Here is a 17,648-nt window from a genome sequence, read left to right on the forward strand (position 1 = left end):
CAGTCCACGATGGGAGGGAGAGCGCCCATCCCAGGGAGGCGTCATGGTCGTCTTCGAGGACCGGCAGGATGCCGGCAGCCGGCTCGTCGGGCAGCTGGGCTTCCTCGACGGTGAGGACGTCGTCGTTCTCGGCCTGCCCCGCGGTGGGGTGCCCGTCGCGGCCGTCGTCGCTCGCGCCCTCGGCGCCCCCCTCGACGTGATCGTCGTGCGCAAGCTCGGCGTGCCCTTCCAGCCGGAGCTCGCCATGGGCGCCATCGGCGAGGGTGGGACCAGTGTGGTCGACCGGCACATGGTCAGGCGGGCCCGGGTGAGCGAGGAGGAGCTCGAGGCTGTCGAGGGCCGCGAACGGGCCGTCCTTCAGGCCCGGGTGCAGCGGCTGCGCCAAGGGCGGCCTCGGGTCGACCTGCGCGGCCGTGTCGCGGTCGTCGTCGACGACGGGATCGCCACCGGGTCGACGGCGCGCGTGGCCTGCCAGGTGGCCAGGGAGCTCGGGGCCGCCCGCGTCGTCCTCGCGGTCCCCGTGGCCCCCGCCGACACGCTCGCGCGCCTGCCGGAGGCCGACGAGGTCGTCTGCGTCTCCGCACCCGCGCGTTTCCGCGCCGTCGGTGCGCACTACGAGGACTTCTCGCCGACGTCCGACGACGAGGTCGTGGCCCTGCTGAAGGAGGCCGATCGCCGTTCGAGCCGTGCGTCCGGTGTCGCGGCCGACCCGGCGGTGCGCGACAGCGACGAGGACGTCGTCATCCCGAGCGGCCAAGTCCGTATCGAAGGGCACCTGAGAGTGCCCCCGGGCGCCACCGGTGTCGTCGTCTTCGCGCACGGCAGCGGGAGCAGCCGGCACAGTCCGCGCAACCGCTACGTGGCCGACGTGCTCCACCAGGCAGGGCTGGGGACGCTGCTGCTCGACCTGTTGACGCCCGAGGAGGAGGGCGACCGCGCCAAGGTCTTCGACATCGCGCTGCTCGCCGGTCGCCTCAGGGACGCGACCGACTGGCTCGCGCAGCGGCAGGAGACCGCGGCGTGCCGGGTCGGCTACTTCGGTGCGAGCACCGGCGCCGGGGCGGCCCTGTGGGCGGCCGCCGAGCCCGGCTCGCGGGTCGGGGCCGTCGTGTCGCGCGGCGGTCGTCCGGACCTGGCGGGGCAGCGCCTGGCCGACGTACGCGCGCCCACCCTGCTCGTCGTCGGAGGTGACGACCGCGTGGTGCTGGCCCTCAACCGTGAAGCGCTCGCCGAGCTCCGGAACTGCCCGAGCGAGCTGGCGGTGGTGCCCGGCGCCACCCACCTCTTCGAGGAGCCCGGGACGCTCGCCCGCGCCGCCGAGCTCGCCCGTGACTGGTTCGTCGCGCACCTCGGGGCCGACACCCGGCCGACCGGGCAGCAGGTCAGGGCGGAAGCACAGGGGGAGGGCCGGTCATGACCATCACTCCTGTCACCCCTGTCACCGCCGATGACGCACGCGCAGCCGCCGAGCTGGCCTCCCTCGCCCGGCCCCTCGACGAGCCCGCCGACCTCGACGAGCTCGTCGAACGCATACGGCAGGCCCGCTTCGTGTGCATGGGGGAGGCGTCGCACGGCACGACCGACTACTACCGGTGGCGGGCCGTGCTCAGCCGCCGCCTCGTCGAGGAGCACGCGTTCACCTGGATCGGCGTCGAGGGCGACTGGCCCGACTGCTGGCGCATCAACCAGTGGGTCAGGGGAGAGGCCGACCAGCAGCTCGACGCCGTCGGCGTCCTACGCCGGTTCGAGCGCTGGCCGACGTGGATGTGGGCCAACTCCGACGTCGCCGAGTTCCTCACCTGGCTACGCGCCCACAACCTGGGGCGCCCGCCCGGCGAGCGCGTCGGCTTCTACGGGCTCGACGTCTACTCGCTCTGGGACTCCCTGTGGGAGGTGATGTCCTGGCTGCAGGCCAACGCCCCCGACTCGCTGCCCACGGCGATGCAGGCCTGGCAGTGCTTCGTGCCGTTCGGTGGCGACCCCCACCGGTACGCCAGGAGCACGCGTCTGGTGCCCGAGGGATGCGAGCCGGAGGTCGTCCGGCTGCTCGTCGAGGTGCGTCGCCGCGCACGGATGGTGGACCCGAGCGGCGACCTGCTCGACGTCGTGCAGAACGCGGAGGTCGCCGGCAACGCGGAGCGCTACTACCGCGCGATGGTGCGCAGCGACCGCAGCTCGTGGAACGTGCGCGACCACCACATGGTCGACACTATCGAGCGCCTCGCCCGGCACGGCGGCCCCCGGTCGAAGGGCATCGTCTGGGAGCACAACACGCACATCGGTGACGCACGCGCCACCGACATGGCGCGCAGCGGGATGGTCAACGTCGGTCAGCTCCTGCGCGAGCGCCACCCGGCCGAGGACGTGGCGCTCGTCGGCTTCGCCGGCTACCGGGGCACCGTGCTTGCCGGCGAGGCGTGGGGAGCGCCGGAGACCGTGTTCCCCGTTCCGCCCGCTCGGGCCGGGAGCCACGAGGCGCTGCTCCACGGGGTGCTCGGCACTCCGGCGGTGCTCGTCTTCCCCGGTGACAGGTGCGGTCCGTGGCTGTCCCTGTCGGCCGGGCACCGCGCCATCGGTGTCGTCTACGACCCCGAGCGGGAGCGAGGCAACTACGTCCCCACGCGGATGGGAGGGCGCTACGACGCCCTGCTCTGGCTCGAGGAGACGACGGCGCTGCGGCCCGTCCACCACGAGGAACGCCCCACCGAGCCGGAGCTCGAGACCGAACCGTCCGGCTTCTGACGTGCCGCGACCCGGCGCGGAGCGGCGTGGCGCCGACGGCCGTGCAGCGGACTAGCGTGGGAGGCATGATCGCCACGGTGGCCAGCCTCTACATCTACCCCGACTCGGATGCCCCCGGCCAGGAGCTGGACTCGGTCCAGGTGAACGAGTCGGGGCCCGAGGGCAACCGCTCGAAGAAGCACGCCGTGCACCTGGTGTCGGTCGACGACTACGTCGAGACCCACCCGAAGGCCAACATCGTCCTCGACATGGACTCCTCCGCCCTCGAGAAGCTCGTCGGTCGCGTCGTGCGCCTCGGCGACTGCACCCTCGAGGTGACGCAGACGCCGTCTCAGTGCGCGGGGGTCTACGCGCGCGTCGTCGAGCCGGGCACGGTGTCAGTCGAGGACTCCCTGCTGGTGGGCGAGCCGGAGTGACCGGCCGCGCCGTCGCACCATGACCATCCACAGCGGCCACCCGTTCGCCACGCCCGAGGACGAGCGTGACCAGGTCCGCCGCCTCCGCGGCCGTGTCGGCTCAGCGGTGTCGCTCTGGACCGCCGGCCAGGGCGTCGAGCGGGCCGGCCTGACCGTCTCGTCCTACCTCGTCGCGACCGGCGACCCGGGACGCGTCGTGGGGCTGCTGCACCCGGACTCGGACCTGCTGGACCGGCTGCAGGAGACGGGCACGGCCGTGGTGTCGCTGCTCGGGGCCAGGGACGAGCGCCTGGCCGAGGCCTTCGCCGGCACCATGCCCGCACCCGGCGGCCCGTTCCGCTTGGCCGAGTGGGAGCAGACCGAGTGGGGGCCCAGGGCGCTGTCCGCGCACACCTGGGCCGGAGTGCGCCTCGATCCCTCGAGCGTTCGTGAGGTCGGGTGGTCGGTGCTCGTCGAGGCGACCGTCGAGCACGTCGTCATCGGCGGGGACGACGACGTGCTCGTGCACCGGAGGGGCCGCTACGAGCGCCGCCCCTAGGCGGTGCCCGACATCTCCGTCGTCAGCAGCCCCTCGGGGATGCCGAACGCGTCGACGAGCGTCGTCGCGTGCGGTCGCAGCTCGGCGCAGAGGTCGTTGACCAGCGCCGTGAGCGCCTTGGCCCGGGCGGGGCTCAACCGGTCGTGCTCGAGGTACCACGCCTTGTGCCGCTCGATCGTGGACAGGATGTGAAGGTCGCACACGCGGGCGAGCAGTCGGCGGGCCTGCTCGTCGGTGCACGACTCGACCGAGGCGGCGAAGGACTCGGCGACGGTGCGCTCGACGTGCGCGACGGCCGCCTCGACGAGGTGGTCCTGGGTGGCGTTGAAGACGGCGAACGCGTCGGCCTCCGGAGCGGTCGCGCGGCGCAGGCGCCGGGCCAGGCCCTCGATGAGGTGCGCTTCCCGCTCCCGCAGCAGGCGCAGCTGCGTGCCGCGGATCCCGAAGGCGACGACCTCCTCGCGTCCGGGCGCCGCGTCAACGATGCGCTGGACGATGCCGCGGGCCGACGACCGCTCGATGACCGTGCTGCCGACCAGGCGCGCCCCGAAGCGCACGATGCCCGCGGTGTCGAGGTCGCCGAAGGTCGCTTGGTACTCCGCCAGCAGCGACTTGGCCACGAGCTGGAGCAGGACGGTGTTGTCGCCCTCGAACGTGGTGAAGATGTCGGTGTCAGCCTTGAGCGCGGCGATGCGGTTGGCCCAGAGGTAACCGGCGCCGCCACACAGCTCGCGGCACTCCTGGATGGTGTCGGTCGCGTGCCGCGTCGTCAGCACCTTGATGCCCGCCGCCCTGGTCTCCAGCCGGCGCTGGTCCTGCTCGGAGGCCGTGCGCCCGCTCAGCACATCGTCCATGGCGGAGACCAGCTCGTGCTGGGCCACCTGCAGGGCGTATGCCGTCGCGATCCTGGGCAGCAGCCGCCGCTGGTAGGTGAGGTAGTCGAGGACGGTCGTCTCCACGTCGGTGCCCGGGGCCGGGAACTGGCGGCGGCCGGCGGCATACGTCGTCGTGACGGCGAGCGCGGAGCGCGCCGCGGCGCCTGCCCCGCCGGCGACGGAGATGCGTCCGCGAACCAGCGTGCCGAGCATGGTGAAGAAGCGCCGGCTCGGGTTGTCGATGGGGCTCGAGTAGGTGCCGTCGTCGCCGATGTCGCCGTAGCGGCCGAGCAGGTTGGTGCGCGGGACGCGGACGTGGTCGAAGAGCAGGCGACCGTTGTCGACGCCGGCGAGGCCGAGCTTGGACCCGCAGTCCTCGATGGTGACGCCGTCGGCGGGCGTGCCGTCGTCGTGGCGGATCGGGACGAGCACGCAGTGGACGCCGCGGGACTCGCCGTCGACGACGAGCTGGGCGAAGACGGCCGCCATCCGGCCGTCCCGGGCGGCGTTGCCGATGTAGTCCTTGCGGGCGGCCGGCTCGGGCGAGTGGACGACGATCTCGTCCGTCGCGGGGTCGAAGGTGGCCGTCGTGAGCAGGCTCTGAACGTCGCTGCCGTGACCGGTCTCGGTCATCGCAAAGCAACCCTGCAGCTCACCGGAGATGATCCGGGGGAGCAGGTCGTCGTGGCGGCTCGTCCCGAGGAGCGACACGGCGCCGCCGAAGAGGCCCCACTGGACCCCGGCCTTGACGAACAATGACAGGTCGCTGTGCCCCAGCATCTCGAAGGCGGCGACGGCCTCGCCGTAGCGGGCGGTCCCGCCCTGGTGCGCCGGGAATCCCGCTGCGGCGTAGGGCTGCTCGGCCAGTGCGGCGAGCTGGGAGGTGACGCGGGCCCGGTGTTCCTCCATCGGAAGGGGCTCAGGCAGCGCCCCGAACGTCGCGGCGTCGAGGGCCCGGCAGTGCTCGCGCACGTCGCTGAAGGGCCCGTCGAGGTGGCGCCGGAGCGCGGCGACGAGCGCCGTGGGGTCGTCCGCCGCGAGCCTCGGTGCCGGCGTCGGTGCGGGGTGGTCGGTGGGCTCGGGTGCCGAGGACTCGGCGGGCGTGTCGGTGGCCGTGGACATCTGGTGCCTTCCGGTGTGGACCTCAGTGGGTCGGTCTCGTGGTGGGGGCAGTCGCGGTGGACTCGATCGGGGTGGACTCGGTCGGGGTGGGCGAGGCGAGCGCGGGGGCGAGCCCGTGCCAGGCGAGCTCGGTGAGGGACTCGACGACGACGGCGCGCGGGAGACGGTCGGGGACCGGGGTGGCCAGCCAGTCGTCGGCGACGGCGCGGACCGCGCCGACGAGGGCGATGGCCCAGGTGCGGGCTCGCGAGGGGTCGGTGCCGGGCGCCGTCAGCGAGTCGAGGAGGAGGCCGGTGAGCTGGTCGGCGACCTGGACGACGGTCTCGTCGACCGGGTCGTCGGCCAGGGGCCGGTCGACGAGGGGTCTCGTCACGACGAAGCGGTAGACCTCGGTGTCCGACTCGACGAGGGACAGGTAGGCCTCGACCGTGGAGGCGACGAGCTCTCGGGCGCCGGCGGGGGCTGCGCCCGACGGCCCGTTCGCCCTGGCAAGGGCCGCTCCGACGTTGCGGACGACGCGGGCGTCGATCCGGGCGGCGACGGCACGGTAGAGCCCCGCCTTGTCGTCGAAGTGGCGGTAGACGACGGTCTTGGAGGTGCCGGCCTCGGCCGCGATGTCGTCCATGCCGACCCCCGCACCGTGCTTGCGGATGGCCCGGATGGTTGCGTCCACGAGCGCCTCGCGCCGCTGCTCACGGTGCTGTTCCCAGCGGGCGTCACGCCCGTCCCGGGCCGGTCCACGCCCCGCCGAGAGGCTCACCACGTCGTCGTCCACTCCTCGAAAGTAACAGGTACTTGCTGTATCGACTACTGGAAGTTTCGGTTATCTTGGTCGGGACGACCGGTCCGCATCCAGCATCAGGAGAGACCCCATGGCTTCACAGACCACGCCGCGCGCACCCCGGCGCGTCGCCGTCCTCGGCGGCAACCGCATCCCGTTCGCCCGGTCGAACGGCCCGTACGCCAAGGCCTCCAACCAGGACATGCTGACGGCCACCGTCGACGGGCTCGTCGCCCGCCACGGTCTCGCCGGGGAGCGGCTCGGCGAGGTGGTGGCCGGTGCCGTGCTGAAGCACAGCCGTGACTTCAACCTGACCCGCGAGACCGTCCTCGGCACGCGACTCGACCCGGCCACGCCCGCATACGACATCCAGCAGGCCTGCGGGACCGGCCTCGAGGCGGCGATCCTCGTCGCCAACAAGATCGCCCTCGGCCAGGTCGACGCCGGCATCGCAGGTGGCGTCGACAGCGCCAGCGACGCGCCCATCGCCGTGAGCGAGGGACTGCGCCAGACGCTGCTCGCCGCCAACCGGGCCAGGTCGGCGGGGGAGCGCGCCAAGGCGCTCGCAGGACTGCGCCCCGGCCACCTGGTCCCGGCCATCCCGGAGAACGTCGAGCCGCGCACCGGCCTCTCGATGGGCGAGCACATGGCCCTGACCGCGGCACAGTGGGGGATCACCCGCGAGGCCCAGGACGAGCTGGCGGCGGCCAGCCACCAGCACCTCGCCGCTGCCTACGAGCGAGGGTTCTTCGACGATCTGGTGACGCCCTACCTCGGGGTCGCACGTGACACCAACCTGCGCCCCGACTCCAGCGTCGAGAAGCTCGCCAAGCTCAAGCCCGTCTTCGGCAAGGGGGAGGGTGCCACCATGACCGCCGGCAACTCGACGCCCCTGACCGACGGGGCGTCCGCCGTCCTGCTGGCCAGCGAGGACTGGGCGGCCGATCACCGGCTCACGCCCCTCGCCTGGTTCGTCGATGCCGAGACGGCGGCCGTCGACTACGTGCACGGCGAGGAGGGCCTGCTCATGGCTCCCGCGTATGCCGTTCCGCGACTGCTCGCGCGAAACGGACTCTCCCTGCAGGACTTCGACTACTACGAGATCCACGAGGCCTTCGCCGCAACGGTGCTCACGACCCTCAAGGCCTGGGAAGACGCCGACTTCTGCCGCGAGCGGCTGGGTCTCGACGCACCCCTCGGATCGATCGACCGCAGCAAGCTCAACGTCAACGGATCCTCGCTGGCGGCCGGGCACCCCTTCGCGGCGACCGGTGGGCGCATCGTCGCCACACTGGCCAAGCAGCTGCACGAGGCCGGCGGTGGGCGCGGCCTGATCTCCATCTGCGCTGCCGGCGGGCAGGGCGTCGTCGCCATCCTGGAGGCCTGACATGAGCGACCTGTTCACGACCATCATCAGCTCGCCGGTCGCCAAGCGGGTGGGCGTGCCGCAGCCCACCCGGCTGCGCCGCTACGAGCCCGGCATGCCGCTGTGCGAGGGGCCCGTGCTCGTGGCCGGCAGCGGGCGTTTCGCCGACGGCATCGCGTCCTGGCTCGACGACATCGGAGTCGCCACCGTGCGCGCCCAGCCCGAGGCGGGGGAGAAGGTCGGTGCCGTCGTGCTCGACCTGAGCTCTGCCGCCGACCCTGCGGAGCTCGACCAGCTGCGGGTCGTCGGTGCCCCCGCCGTCAAGGCGCTGAAGCGCAACGGGCGGGTCGTGGTCGTCGGCACCGACCCGGCCACGCTCTCCGGGGTCGCGGAGGTGGCGACGCAGCGAGCCCTCGAAGGTACGGTGCGCTCGCTGGGCAAGGAGCTGCGCGCCGGGGCCACCGCGAACCTCGTTCTCGCGCAGGGGGGGGCGACCGGCGGTGTGCGCTCGGCCGTCGAGTTCTTCCTCTCGGGACGCTCGGCCTACGTCGACGGGCAGGTGGTCCGTGTCGACGAGTCGACCACGGACACGGTGGACGCCGTGCGACCGCTGGCCGGCAAGGTGGCCGTCGTGACCGGCGCCGCGCGGGGCATCGGGGCCGACATCGCCAGGGTCCTGGCTCGCGACGGTGCCACGGTCGTGGCCGTCGACGTGCCGGCGGCCGGCGACGCCCTCGCGGCTGTCGCCAACGAGGTGAAGGGCACCGCGCTGCAGGTCGACGTCACGGCCGAGGACGCGGGCCGTCGCATCGTCGAGCACGCGACGACGCGCCACGGGCACCTGGACATCGTCGTGCACAACGCCGGCATCACCCGCGACAAGCTCTTCGTCAACCTCGACGAGGTCCGCTGGCGCAGCGTCATCGACGTCAACCTCCGGTCGATCCTCCGGATGAACGAGGCGATCCTCGGCGAGGGCGGGCTCGCCGACGGCGGCCGCATCGTCTGCGTCGCCTCGATCGCCGGCATCGCCGGCAACCGCGGCCAGACGAACTACGGCGCGAGCAAGGCCGGCGTCATCGGGCTCGTGACCGCTCTCTCTGCCCAGGTCAGGGATCGCGGCATCACCGTCAACGCCGTCGCTCCCGGCTTCATCGAGACCGAGATGACCGCGCGGATCCCGTTCGCCACGAGGGAGATGGGGCGCCGGCTGAACTCGCTGCAGCAGGGCGGGCTTCCCAAGGACGTCGCCGAGACCATCGCCTGGTTCGCCTCACCCGGCGCGGCAGCCGTCACGGGCCAGGTGGTACGCGTCTGCGGCCAGAGCCTGCTCGGGGCGTGAGGCAGCCGTGACCAGGGAGATCGTGCTCGAGCAGGCCCCCGACCTGCGCCGCATCTACGCCACCGCTGCGCTCCGGCGGGGGAGCTCGAGCGAGACGCTGCCCGACGTGCGCTACTCGCGGGCCGGCATACGCGTCGACGTGGACGAGCTCGTCGCCTACGCCCACGTCTGCCGCTTCAGCGTCGGCAGCACGTTGCCGCCGACCTACCCGCACCTCGTCGCGTTCCCGCTGCAGATGGCGGTGATGAGCAGCAACGGCTTCCCGCTGCCGCTGCTCGGCGCCGTCCACGTGGAGAACCGCATCGAGGTGGTGCGGCCGATCGGTCTCGACGACCCGCTCGACGTGTCGGTCTGGGCGTCGGACCTGCGACCGCACCGCCGCGGACGGCAGGTCGACCTCGTCTCGGAGGTGAGCGTGCGCGGCGAGGTGGCGTGGCGGGGCACGAGCACCTACCTCTCCCGCGGCGCCGAGCACCCGGAGGCACCGTCGTCCGAGCCGCCGTCGACGGCGCCGCTCGAGCGCGTCACGGCCGGGCCGGTCTGGCGCCTCGGCGAAGGGACGGGGAGGGCGTATGCCTCCGTGTCGGGTGACTGGAACCCCATCCACGTGCACGCGCTGACCGCGCGACCGCTCGGCTTCCCGACCGCCATCGCGCACGGCATGTACTCCTACGCCCGGGTGCTCGCCTCGCTCGGACCGAGGCTGCCCGAGTCCGGGCTGACGAGCCGGGTCTGGTTCCGCAAACCGGTGCGCCTGCCGTCGACCGTGCGCCTGCGCACCGCCTTCGAGCAGTCAGCGACCCTCTCGGTCCTCGAGAACGCCAAGGGCGAGGTCGAGCACGCCGTCGTCGAGAACACCTGGTAACCGTCGAAAGGCCAAACCTCGCGAGTCATGACCCTTCGAGGTTTCGCGAAGTCTGGCCTCTCGACGGGTGGGGGCAAACCGCGTCGCTGGCGGTGGCGGCATCTCGATACGCTTGCGGAGGCCGCCCGCGTCCGTCGGAGCGGCGCCAACCACGACCCGTCGCCCGTCGACGGGTCCCTGCCGAACGAGGAGCACCAACCGTGTCTGCACAGATCACCGTCACCGTCGCCGGAAGCGAGCGATCGGTCGCGGAGCAGACGACGGCGGGTGACCTCTTCGAGGGTGACCGCGCCGTCGTCGTGGCCCGGGTCAACGGCCAGCTGCGCGACCTGTTCCACGTCCTGGAGGACGGGGACGTCGTCGAGGCGGTCACCGTCGACAGCGAGGACGGCCTGTCCGTCCTGCGCCACTCCACCGCCCACGTGCTCGCCCAGGCCGTCCAGTCGCTGCGCACCGACGCCAAGCTCGGCATCGGCCCGCCCATCCGCGACGGCTTCTACTACGACTTCGACGTCGACACCCCCTTCCACCCCGATGACCTCAAGGCCCTCGAGAAGGCCATGCAGAAGATCATCAACGAGGGGCAGACCTTCGCCCGCCGCGTCGTCAGCGACGAGGAGGCCCTCGCGGAGCTCAAGGACGAGCCGTACAAGTGCGAGCTCGTCGGCCTCAAGGGCGGCAACGCCGACGAGGCCGCCGAGGGCGCCGGCGTCGAGGTCGGCGCCGGCGAGCTGACGATCTACGACAACATCCGCCGCGACGGCACCCGCGCCTGGGGCGACCTGTGCCGCGGCCCGCACATCCCCAACACCAAGCTCATCGGCAACGCCTTCAAGCTGATGCGCTCGGCCGCCGCCTACTGGCGCGGCTCGGAGAAGAACCCGCAGCTGCAGCGCGTCTACGGCACCGCGTGGCCCACCAAGGACGAGCTCAAGGCTTATCTCGACCGGCTCGCCGAGGCCGAGCGCCGCGACCACCGCAAGCTCGGCGCCGAGCTCGACCTCTTCAGCTTCCCCGACGAGCTCGGATCGGGCCTGCCCGTCTTCCACCCCAAGGGCGGCGTCATCAAGCGCGAGATGGAGGACTACGTCCGCCGCCGGCACATCGAGGAGGGATTCGACTACGTCGGCACCCCGCACATCAGCAAGGACGGCCTCTTCCACACCTCGGGCCACCTGCCGTACTACGCCGACACGATGTTCCCGCCGATGGAGCTCGAGGGCTCGAGGTACCAGCTCAAGGCGATGAACTGCCCGATGCACAACCTCATCTTCGCCTCGCGCGGCCGCTCCTACCGTGAGCTGCCGCTGCGCTTCTTCGAGTTCGGCTCCGTCTACCGCTACGAGAAGTCGGGCGTCGTGCACGGTCTGACCCGCGTGCGCGGCATGACGCAGGACGACTCGCACTCCTACGTCACCGCCGAGCAGGCCCCGGCCGAGATCCAGCACCTGCTCCACTTCGTCCTGTCGCTGCTGCGCGACTTCGGCCTCGACGACTTCTACCTCGAGCTGTCGACCCGTGACACCGACGGCGACAAGAAGGACAAGTTCATCGGCACCGACGAGCAGTGGGAGGTGGCGACGAAGGTCCTCGAGGACGTCGCCGTCGCCTCGGGGCTCGAGCTCGTCCCCGACCCGGGCGGCGCCGCCTTCTACGGCCCGAAGATCTCGGTCCAGGCACGTGACGCGATCGGCCGCACCTGGCAGATGTCGACGATCCAGTACGACTTCAACCAGCCCGAGCGTTTCGGCCTCGAGTACCAGGCCGCCGACGGCACCCGCCAGCAGCCGGTCATGATCCACTCGGCGAAGTTCGGCTCCATCGAGCGCTTCCTCGGCGTCCTCGTCGAGCACTACGCCGGCGCGTTCCCGGTCTGGCTCTCGCCGGTCCAGGTGCTCGGCGTCCCGGTCGCCGAGGACTACGCCGACTACCTCGCCGACGTGCTGGGCCGCATGAAGCGCAAGGGAGTTCGCGTCGAGCTCGACGCCAGCGACGACCGCTTCCCGAAGAAGATCCGCAACGCCAGCAAGTCGAAGGTCCCGTTCACGCTGATCGCCGGCGAGGAGGACCGGGCCGCCAATGCCGTCTCCTTCCGCTACCGCGACGGCTCGCAGAAGAACGGCGTCCCGATCGACGACGCCATCGCCGAGGTGCTGGGCGCCATCGAGAGCCGCGCGCAGGTCTGACCCCGCGCACCCCGAGGACGTATGCCGTCCCGCTGAGCCAGCGGGACGGCATACGTCCTCTTCCTGTCCGATGTCGTGCGTCCATCGGACAGGACAGCGCTTCGGGTTGCCGGGCAGAGTGCGCGTCAGGAGTGTCGTGCGGGACACCGTCGTCGCACCCCTGAAGGAACGCCCATGCGCCTCGTGCTCCGCGCGGCCGGCACCGTCGTGCTGGCCGCCACCGCCCTCGGACCCGTCCTGCCCTCCGGCTCCCCACCGTCCGCTGCTGCTGCAGATCCGCTCGTCCGCTCCGTCAACCCGTTCATCGGCACCCAGGACAACGGCAACACCTTCCCCGGCGCCAGCGCGCCGTTCGGCATGGTGCAGGTCAGCCCGGACACCGGGGGAGAGGGCGGCTACGACTACTCGCAGAACGCCATCTACGGCTTCAGCCAGACCCACTTGTCCGGCGTCGGATGCCCGGTGGTCGGTGAGCTGCCCGTCATGCCGACGACGGGCAGCGTCACGACGGTCGACCCGACGCGCTACCGCTCCACCTACTCGCACTCGGACGAGCAGGCCGAGCCGGGCTACTACCGTGTCGGACTGCCCACCTACGGCGTCCAGGCGGAGCTGACGGCCACCGACCGCACGGGCTGGCAGCGCTTCACCTTCCCGGCCGGCAAGCAGGCCAACGTGCTGCTCAACACGGGCAAGGCCAACATGAAGGTCTTCGACTCCGAGGTGCACGTCGTCGGCGACCGCGTCGTCGAGGGCCGCATCCACGACGGCAACTTCTGCGCCGGCAAGGACCAGCACACGGTCTGGTTCCGGGCCGAGTTCGACCGGCCGTTCGACACCTTCGGCACGTGGAGCGGGTCGACCCTCACGAGCGGCCGGCGCGACGCTGCGACCACCGGCGGGGGCAACGGCGCCGCGCTCACCTTCCCGGCCGGCACGACGTCGGTCACGATGAAGGTGGGCCTGAGCTACACCGGCGTCGACGGCGCCCGCGCCAACCTGGCCAAGGAGACCGGCGCCGGCTTCGACTTCGACGCCACCCGAACCGCACTGACGCAGCGCTGGGAGGAGCAGCTCGGCCACGCCCGCATCACCGGCGGCACGTCCGAGCGGCGCACGGCCTACTACACCGCGCTCTACCACTCGCTCATGCACCCGAACCTCGCCTCGGACGTCGACGGGACGTATCACGGCTGGGACGGGAAGAACCATGTGGCACAGGGCTACACGCCTCGCCAGAACTTCTCGCTGTGGGACACCTACCGCCCCCAGAACCAGCTGCTCGAGGTGCTGGCGCCCGACGTCGCCCGCGACTCCTACCTCTCGGTCCTCGCCATCGGCCGCGAGGGCGGCTGGCTGCCCCGCTGGGCCCTCGTCAACAGCGAGACCAACATCATGACCGGCGACCCCGTCACCCCGTTCCTCGTCGAGGGCTGGAGCAAGGGCTTCCTCGCCGGTCACGAGGACGAGGCGTACGCCCTGCTGAAGCAGAACGCGACCGAGCGCCCGCCCGCCGACAGCCAGTACAACGGCCGCGCCGGCCAGCACTACTACGAGAAGCTCGGCTACATCCCGTTCGGCCTGCAGGTCGGCACGGACTGTGTCTCCCACGGCGGAGACAACGACTGCGCCCACCCGGCGTCCGCGACCATGGAGTACGCCGCCGCCGACGGCTCGCTCGCCATCATGGCCAAGGCGCTCGGCCACACCGCCGACGCGGCGATGTTCACCGAGCGCAGCGGCTGGTACAAGAACCTCTGGGACGCCGGCACGCAGACCTTCCGCCCGCGCCTGGCCGACGGCACGTGGCTCGACCCGTACGACCCGGTCGACGGGGCACACGCCTTCCACGAGGGCGGCTCGTACCAGTACCAGTGGCTGGCCCCGCAGGACCCTGCCGGTCTCGTCGACCTCATGGGCGGCCGCGCGGCGGCCGAGAAGCGCCTCGACGACTTCTTCGCCTACCCGAAGCTGCTCGAGGACCCGGCCGGCACGGCGCGCACCGACTGGATCGAGGCGACCTACGCCTACTACAGCAAGCCGACCTACAACCCGAACAACGAGCCCGACCTGCTCGCGCCCTACGTCTACGCGTGGGTCCAGCAGCCGGCCAAGATCGCGACCGTGGCCCGCGCCGCCTTCACACTCTTCACCGACGGCGCCGACGGCATGACGGGCAACGACGACCTCGGCACGATGAGCGCCTGGTACGTCTTCTCCTCGTGGGGCCTCTACCCGACGATGAGCGGCGCGAACTACTTCGTCGTGAGCTCCCCCCAGTTCGAGCGGGTCGACATCGACGTCGCCTCGCCCACGACGACGCGCACGGGCCAGGGCGGCCGCCTGACCATCACGGCTCCCGGCGTCTCCGACGAGAACCGCTACGTGCAGACCCTGGCAGTCAACGGACGCAAGAGCACCAAGAGCTGGGTCGGCTGGGACGCCATCCGAGGCGGCGGCAGCCTCGAGCACACGGTGGGCAGCACGCCCAGCCGGTGGGGCACCCGGCCCTCCGACGTGCCGCCGTCGGCCGTCCAGGCCGGGCGTGACCCGCGCCTGTCGCTGTCGATGAGCGCGCACCCGAACCCCGTGGTCGTGCCCACCGGCGCCCGCGAGGCCCGCTTCAGCGTCGACCTCGTCGGTCAGGCGCCGAAGGGCCTCCCGGTCGACGTCACCGTCGCCGTCCCGGACGGCTGGAAGGCGGCCGCCGGTTCGAAGGGCGACGGCGTCACCGTGCTGCACAGCAACGGCGTCCCCGCCAGCGCCTCGCTGCCCGTGACGCTCACGCTCCCCGCCGGTCTCGGTGTCGGATCCCACGACGTGCTGGTCACGGCGTCGGCCCCGGGCGTGGAGCCCGTCACGAGGACCGTCACGGTCCAGCTCCAGGAGGCGCTGCAGTGCCTGTCCGGAGCCACGGGCTGCGCCGTCGATCTCGGCGACGCCCGCAACCACGACGGCACCGCCACCGTGGCAGCGCCGGACGAGGGCAACTTCGACGGCGGCGGCTGGAGCTACGACGCGGCCCTGCTGCCCGCCCCGGGCGCCTGGGACTGGAACGGCGTGACGTATGCCGCCCCGGTGACCGCCGGCCCGACGCCGAACTTCGTCGAGGGCAGGGGCCAGACGCTGCTCGTCGAGGCCGGCAGCCGCAGCGCGATCCACCTCATCGGGTCGACGCACAACGGCGACGTGACGACGGCCCTGCGCCTGACCTACACCGACGGCAGCGTCCAGTCGGTCCCGGTGTCGCTGACAGACTGGGCCGCCGGGAGCGGCCACAACGGCAACTCGGTCGCGATCGCCATGGACCACCGGATCAAGCGCGGCTCGGGCGTCGACGGACCCCCGGTCCAGCTCTTCGGCACCACGGTGGCGGCCGACCCCGCGAAGCAGCTGCAGTCCGTGACCCTGCCGAACGACGCCCGTTTCGAGGTCTATGCCGTGTCCCTCGGTTGAGTCCTCACCCCATGCCACGTATGCCGTCCCGCCGGCCCCGCGGGACGGCATACGTCCGCTGGTTCGTTTCTCGAAAAGGCCCGCGCGGCAGGGGTGCCCGTGCTACAAAGGAACAACCGAACCGCTCCGGCGGAACGGTTCTCCGAATCGCTTCGGCGAGCCGGAGCAGAAGGCCCGGGAACTCATACTTCCCGGGCCTTCACCGTCCCGGCCCTGCGGCTCTCACACCCGAGGGGCCGAACCGCGTTCAGAGCAGGAACGGGAACGAGAGGGCCCTGCGGTCTCACACACCGCAGGGCCTTCCCCATTGAACCCAACGGGGACGCGCGACGCGAAATCGACACGCGGCGGGTCAACGCCTCACGGCCCGCAGCCACCACCGGTGGTGCGTCATCTCGATCGGCTCGCCGCGGCCGGCACGGGCGTGCAGGTCGCCGAGGACGTCGACGTGGTCCTCCGGACGGAACCCGACCGGAAGGTCCCACGGCACGTGGCTGAAGTAGCGAAGGAGCACCCTCACGCTGTCGAAGCGGTACACGCCGACCGCGTCGGCGCTGTCCTCGACGACAATCCCGGCCTGCTCGAGGTCCGCAGCGGCGCGCTCGAGCGTCCACGTCCGGGGAGCCGGCGTGCCGAACCACTCCCGCGCCTGCTCAGCATCGCGCGAGCCGACCTGCTGGGTCAGGAGCACTCCGCCGGGCGCCAGCAGCCGCGCCAGGTCGGCCGGGTCGTAGGCCTCGTGCCGGTTCGTGACGAGGTCGACGGACCCGTCGGCCAGGGGGAGCGGCACGCACCGGTCGGCGTCGTGCTCGACGACCTCGACGCCCCGTGGCTCGAGGGCTGCCCGCGCCACCGGCACATTGGGCGGCCAGCCCTCCGTGGCGACGACACGTCTGCCGTCGGCAGCTGGGCCCACCGCGTCGAGCAGTCGCAGCAGCTGCTCGCCCCCGCCCGTGCCCATGTCGAGGACCGACCCCGCAGCCCGGAGGGCGCGCACGCACTCGGCGTCGAAGTCCCACGGCGTCGGGCCCTCGCTCATGCCCGTGGCGACGTCCGAGAAGTCCCAGCCGGCGTGCTCGGTGGTCCACGCCTCGGTCCAGGTCGCGAGCAGCTCGGAGCTGGGGTCGGCGGCGGTCACGCCTCATTCTCGCCCGCGGGTCCGGTCCTCGCCCGACGAGCCGCGCGGCCTAGGATCACGTGTCATGACGAGGCAGGCGAGCGGCCCCACGATGCCCGGCGCGACCATGGCGCCGGACGCCGACGCGACGGACACGTCAGCCGAGCCCACGGCCGAGCCGCCGGTGGAGCCCTCGGTCGAGCCCGCCCACGACTTCGCCCGCGTCGAGGACGGCTTCGAACGGCTCTGGACGCCGCACCGGATGGCCTACATCGAGGGCGAGAAGCCGACGGACGAGGCCGGCACCGGCTGCCCGTTCTGCGCGGCGCCCGGCAAGTCGGACGCCGAGGGCCTCGTCGTCCACCGCGGCGAGCACTGCTACGTCGTGCTCAACCTCTTCCCCTACAACCCCGGGCACCTGCTCGTCTGCCCGTACCGCCACGTCTCGCTCTACGTCGACCTGACCGACGAGGAGACCGCCGAGTTCACCACCCTGACGAAGCAGGCGGTGCGCACCCTGGAGGCTGCGTCCGGGCCGCACGGCTTCAACCTCGGCATGAACCAGGGCGCCGTCGCCGGGGCCGGCGTCGCGGCGCACCTGCACCAGCACGTCGTGCCGCGCTGGAGCGGCGACTCGAACTTCCTGCCGATCATCGGGCAGACCAAGGCGCTGCCGGTGCTGCTGGAGGACACCCGCTCGCGCCTCGTCGCGGCCTGGCCCGGGGCCGCGCCCGCCTCCTGAGCGCGACTGACCGCGCCTGACGGCGCCTGACGGCGACTGACCGCACCTGCCGTGCACGGCGCGCCGCTGTCCGTGCGGTGCCCGGGGTCCCGGCTGCCAT

The 17,648-nt window shown here is 72.2% G+C and carries 13 protein-coding genes; 10 read left to right on the forward strand and 3 right to left on the reverse strand.

Features of this window, described 5'->3' with window-relative positions:
• Window positions 1-43: 43 nt before the first annotated feature.
• The 4 genes from AB0316_RS08380 to AB0316_RS08395 all read left to right on the forward strand — a co-directional run bounded on the left by AB0316_RS08380 (window position 44) and on the right by AB0316_RS08395 (window position 3,696).
• Window positions 44-1,417 (forward strand): phosphoribosyltransferase family protein, encoded by a 1,374-nt coding sequence (locus tag AB0316_RS08380; RefSeq protein WP_366272162.1) that lies wholly within the window; start codon window positions 44-46, stop codon window positions 1,415-1,417.
• Window positions 1,414-2,742, forward strand: a complete 1,329-nt coding sequence (locus AB0316_RS08385) for an erythromycin esterase family protein (RefSeq protein WP_366272164.1) — start codon at window positions 1,414-1,416, stop codon at window positions 2,740-2,742. Before AB0316_RS08380 ends, AB0316_RS08385 begins: the two co-directional genes overlap by 4 nt.
• A gap of 65 nt (window positions 2,743-2,807) precedes the next feature.
• Entirely contained in the window at window positions 2,808-3,158 is a 351-nt protein-coding gene (locus AB0316_RS08390) for a hypothetical protein (RefSeq protein ID WP_366272166.1), read from the forward strand.
• 19 nt (window positions 3,159-3,177) lie between these two features.
• Window positions 3,178-3,696, forward strand: a complete 519-nt coding sequence (locus tag AB0316_RS08395) for a flavin reductase (RefSeq protein WP_366272168.1) — start codon at window positions 3,178-3,180, stop codon at window positions 3,694-3,696.
• On the opposite strand, the gene AB0316_RS08400 is transcribed toward AB0316_RS08395, so the two are convergent.
• Window positions 3,693-5,693 carry an acyl-CoA dehydrogenase gene (locus AB0316_RS08400; protein ID WP_366272170.1) on the reverse strand — a complete coding sequence of 667 codons (2,001 nt, stop codon included), beginning with the start codon at window positions 5,691-5,693 and terminating at the stop codon, window positions 3,693-3,695. The two genes, AB0316_RS08395 and AB0316_RS08400, sit on opposite strands and share 4 nt — an antisense overlap.
• 22 nt (window positions 5,694-5,715) lie before the next feature.
• Window positions 5,716-6,468: a TetR/AcrR family transcriptional regulator gene (locus AB0316_RS08405; protein WP_366272172.1), complete on the reverse strand. Its 753-nt coding sequence runs from the start codon at window positions 6,466-6,468 to the stop codon at window positions 5,716-5,718.
• 97 nt (window positions 6,469-6,565) lie between these two features.
• On the opposite strand from AB0316_RS08405, the gene AB0316_RS08410 reads away from it, so the two are divergent.
• The 5 genes from AB0316_RS08410 (at window position 6,566) to AB0316_RS08430 (ending at window position 15,689) form a co-directional block, all read left to right on the forward strand.
• Window positions 6,566-7,861 (forward strand): acetyl-CoA C-acetyltransferase, encoded by a 1,296-nt coding sequence (locus AB0316_RS08410; protein ID WP_366272174.1) that lies wholly within the window; start codon window positions 6,566-6,568, stop codon window positions 7,859-7,861.
• A gap of 1 nt (window position 7,862) precedes the next feature.
• On the forward strand, window positions 7,863-9,182 hold the full coding sequence (locus AB0316_RS08415) for a 3-oxoacyl-ACP reductase (RefSeq protein ID WP_366272176.1): 1,320 nt from the start codon (window positions 7,863-7,865) through the stop codon (window positions 9,180-9,182).
• Window positions 9,183-9,189: 7 nt separating this feature from the next.
• Window positions 9,190-10,047 (forward strand): MaoC/PaaZ C-terminal domain-containing protein, encoded by an 858-nt coding sequence (locus AB0316_RS08420; RefSeq protein WP_366272178.1) that lies wholly within the window; start codon window positions 9,190-9,192, stop codon window positions 10,045-10,047.
• Between the two features lie 200 nt (window positions 10,048-10,247).
• Window positions 10,248-12,233 (forward strand): threonine--tRNA ligase, encoded by a 1,986-nt coding sequence (gene thrS / locus AB0316_RS08425; protein WP_366272180.1) that lies wholly within the window; start codon window positions 10,248-10,250, stop codon window positions 12,231-12,233.
• Between the two features lie 174 nt (window positions 12,234-12,407).
• Window positions 12,408-15,689: a GH92 family glycosyl hydrolase gene (locus tag AB0316_RS08430; protein WP_366272182.1), complete on the forward strand. Its 3,282-nt coding sequence runs from the start codon at window positions 12,408-12,410 to the stop codon at window positions 15,687-15,689.
• Between the two features lie 352 nt (window positions 15,690-16,041).
• On the opposite strand, the gene AB0316_RS08435 is transcribed toward AB0316_RS08430, so the two are convergent.
• Complete coding sequence (locus AB0316_RS08435; RefSeq protein ID WP_366272184.1) at window positions 16,042-16,827, reverse strand: class I SAM-dependent methyltransferase; 786 nt, start codon at window positions 16,825-16,827, stop codon at window positions 16,042-16,044.
• A 64-nt stretch (window positions 16,828-16,891) separates the two neighbouring features.
• On the opposite strand from AB0316_RS08435, the gene AB0316_RS08440 reads away from it, so the two are divergent.
• Window positions 16,892-17,548 (forward strand): HIT domain-containing protein, encoded by a 657-nt coding sequence (locus AB0316_RS08440; protein ID WP_366272185.1) that lies wholly within the window; start codon window positions 16,892-16,894, stop codon window positions 17,546-17,548.
• The last annotated feature ends 100 nt before the right edge of the window (window positions 17,549-17,648 follow it).

The sequence above is a fragment of the Terrabacter sp. NPDC080008 genome (assembly GCF_040702505.1).
In the GTDB taxonomy this organism is placed as follows: Bacteria; Actinomycetota; Actinomycetes; order Actinomycetales; family Dermatophilaceae; genus Terrabacter.

Coding starts and splice junctions, on each gene's coding strand:
- AB0316_RS08380 (WP_366272162.1), top strand. CDS start 44: ATGGTCGTCTTCGAGGACCGGCAGGATGCCGGCAGCCGGCTCGTCGGG.
- AB0316_RS08385 (WP_366272164.1), top strand. CDS start 1,414: ATGACCATCACTCCTGTCACCCCTGTCACCGCCGATGACGCACGCGCA.
- AB0316_RS08390 (WP_366272166.1), top strand. CDS start 2,808: ATGATCGCCACGGTGGCCAGCCTCTACATCTACCCCGACTCGGATGCC.
- AB0316_RS08395 (WP_366272168.1), top strand. CDS start 3,178: ATGACCATCCACAGCGGCCACCCGTTCGCCACGCCCGAGGACGAGCGT.
- AB0316_RS08400 (WP_366272170.1), bottom strand. CDS start 5,693: ATGTCCACGGCCACCGACACGCCCGCCGAGTCCTCGGCACCCGAGCCC.
- AB0316_RS08410 (WP_366272174.1), top strand. CDS start 6,566: ATGGCTTCACAGACCACGCCGCGCGCACCCCGGCGCGTCGCCGTCCTC.
- AB0316_RS08415 (WP_366272176.1), top strand. CDS start 7,863: ATGAGCGACCTGTTCACGACCATCATCAGCTCGCCGGTCGCCAAGCGG.
- AB0316_RS08430 (WP_366272182.1), top strand. CDS start 12,408: ATGCGCCTCGTGCTCCGCGCGGCCGGCACCGTCGTGCTGGCCGCCACC.
- AB0316_RS08440 (WP_366272185.1), top strand. CDS start 16,892: ATGACGAGGCAGGCGAGCGGCCCCACGATGCCCGGCGCGACCATGGCG.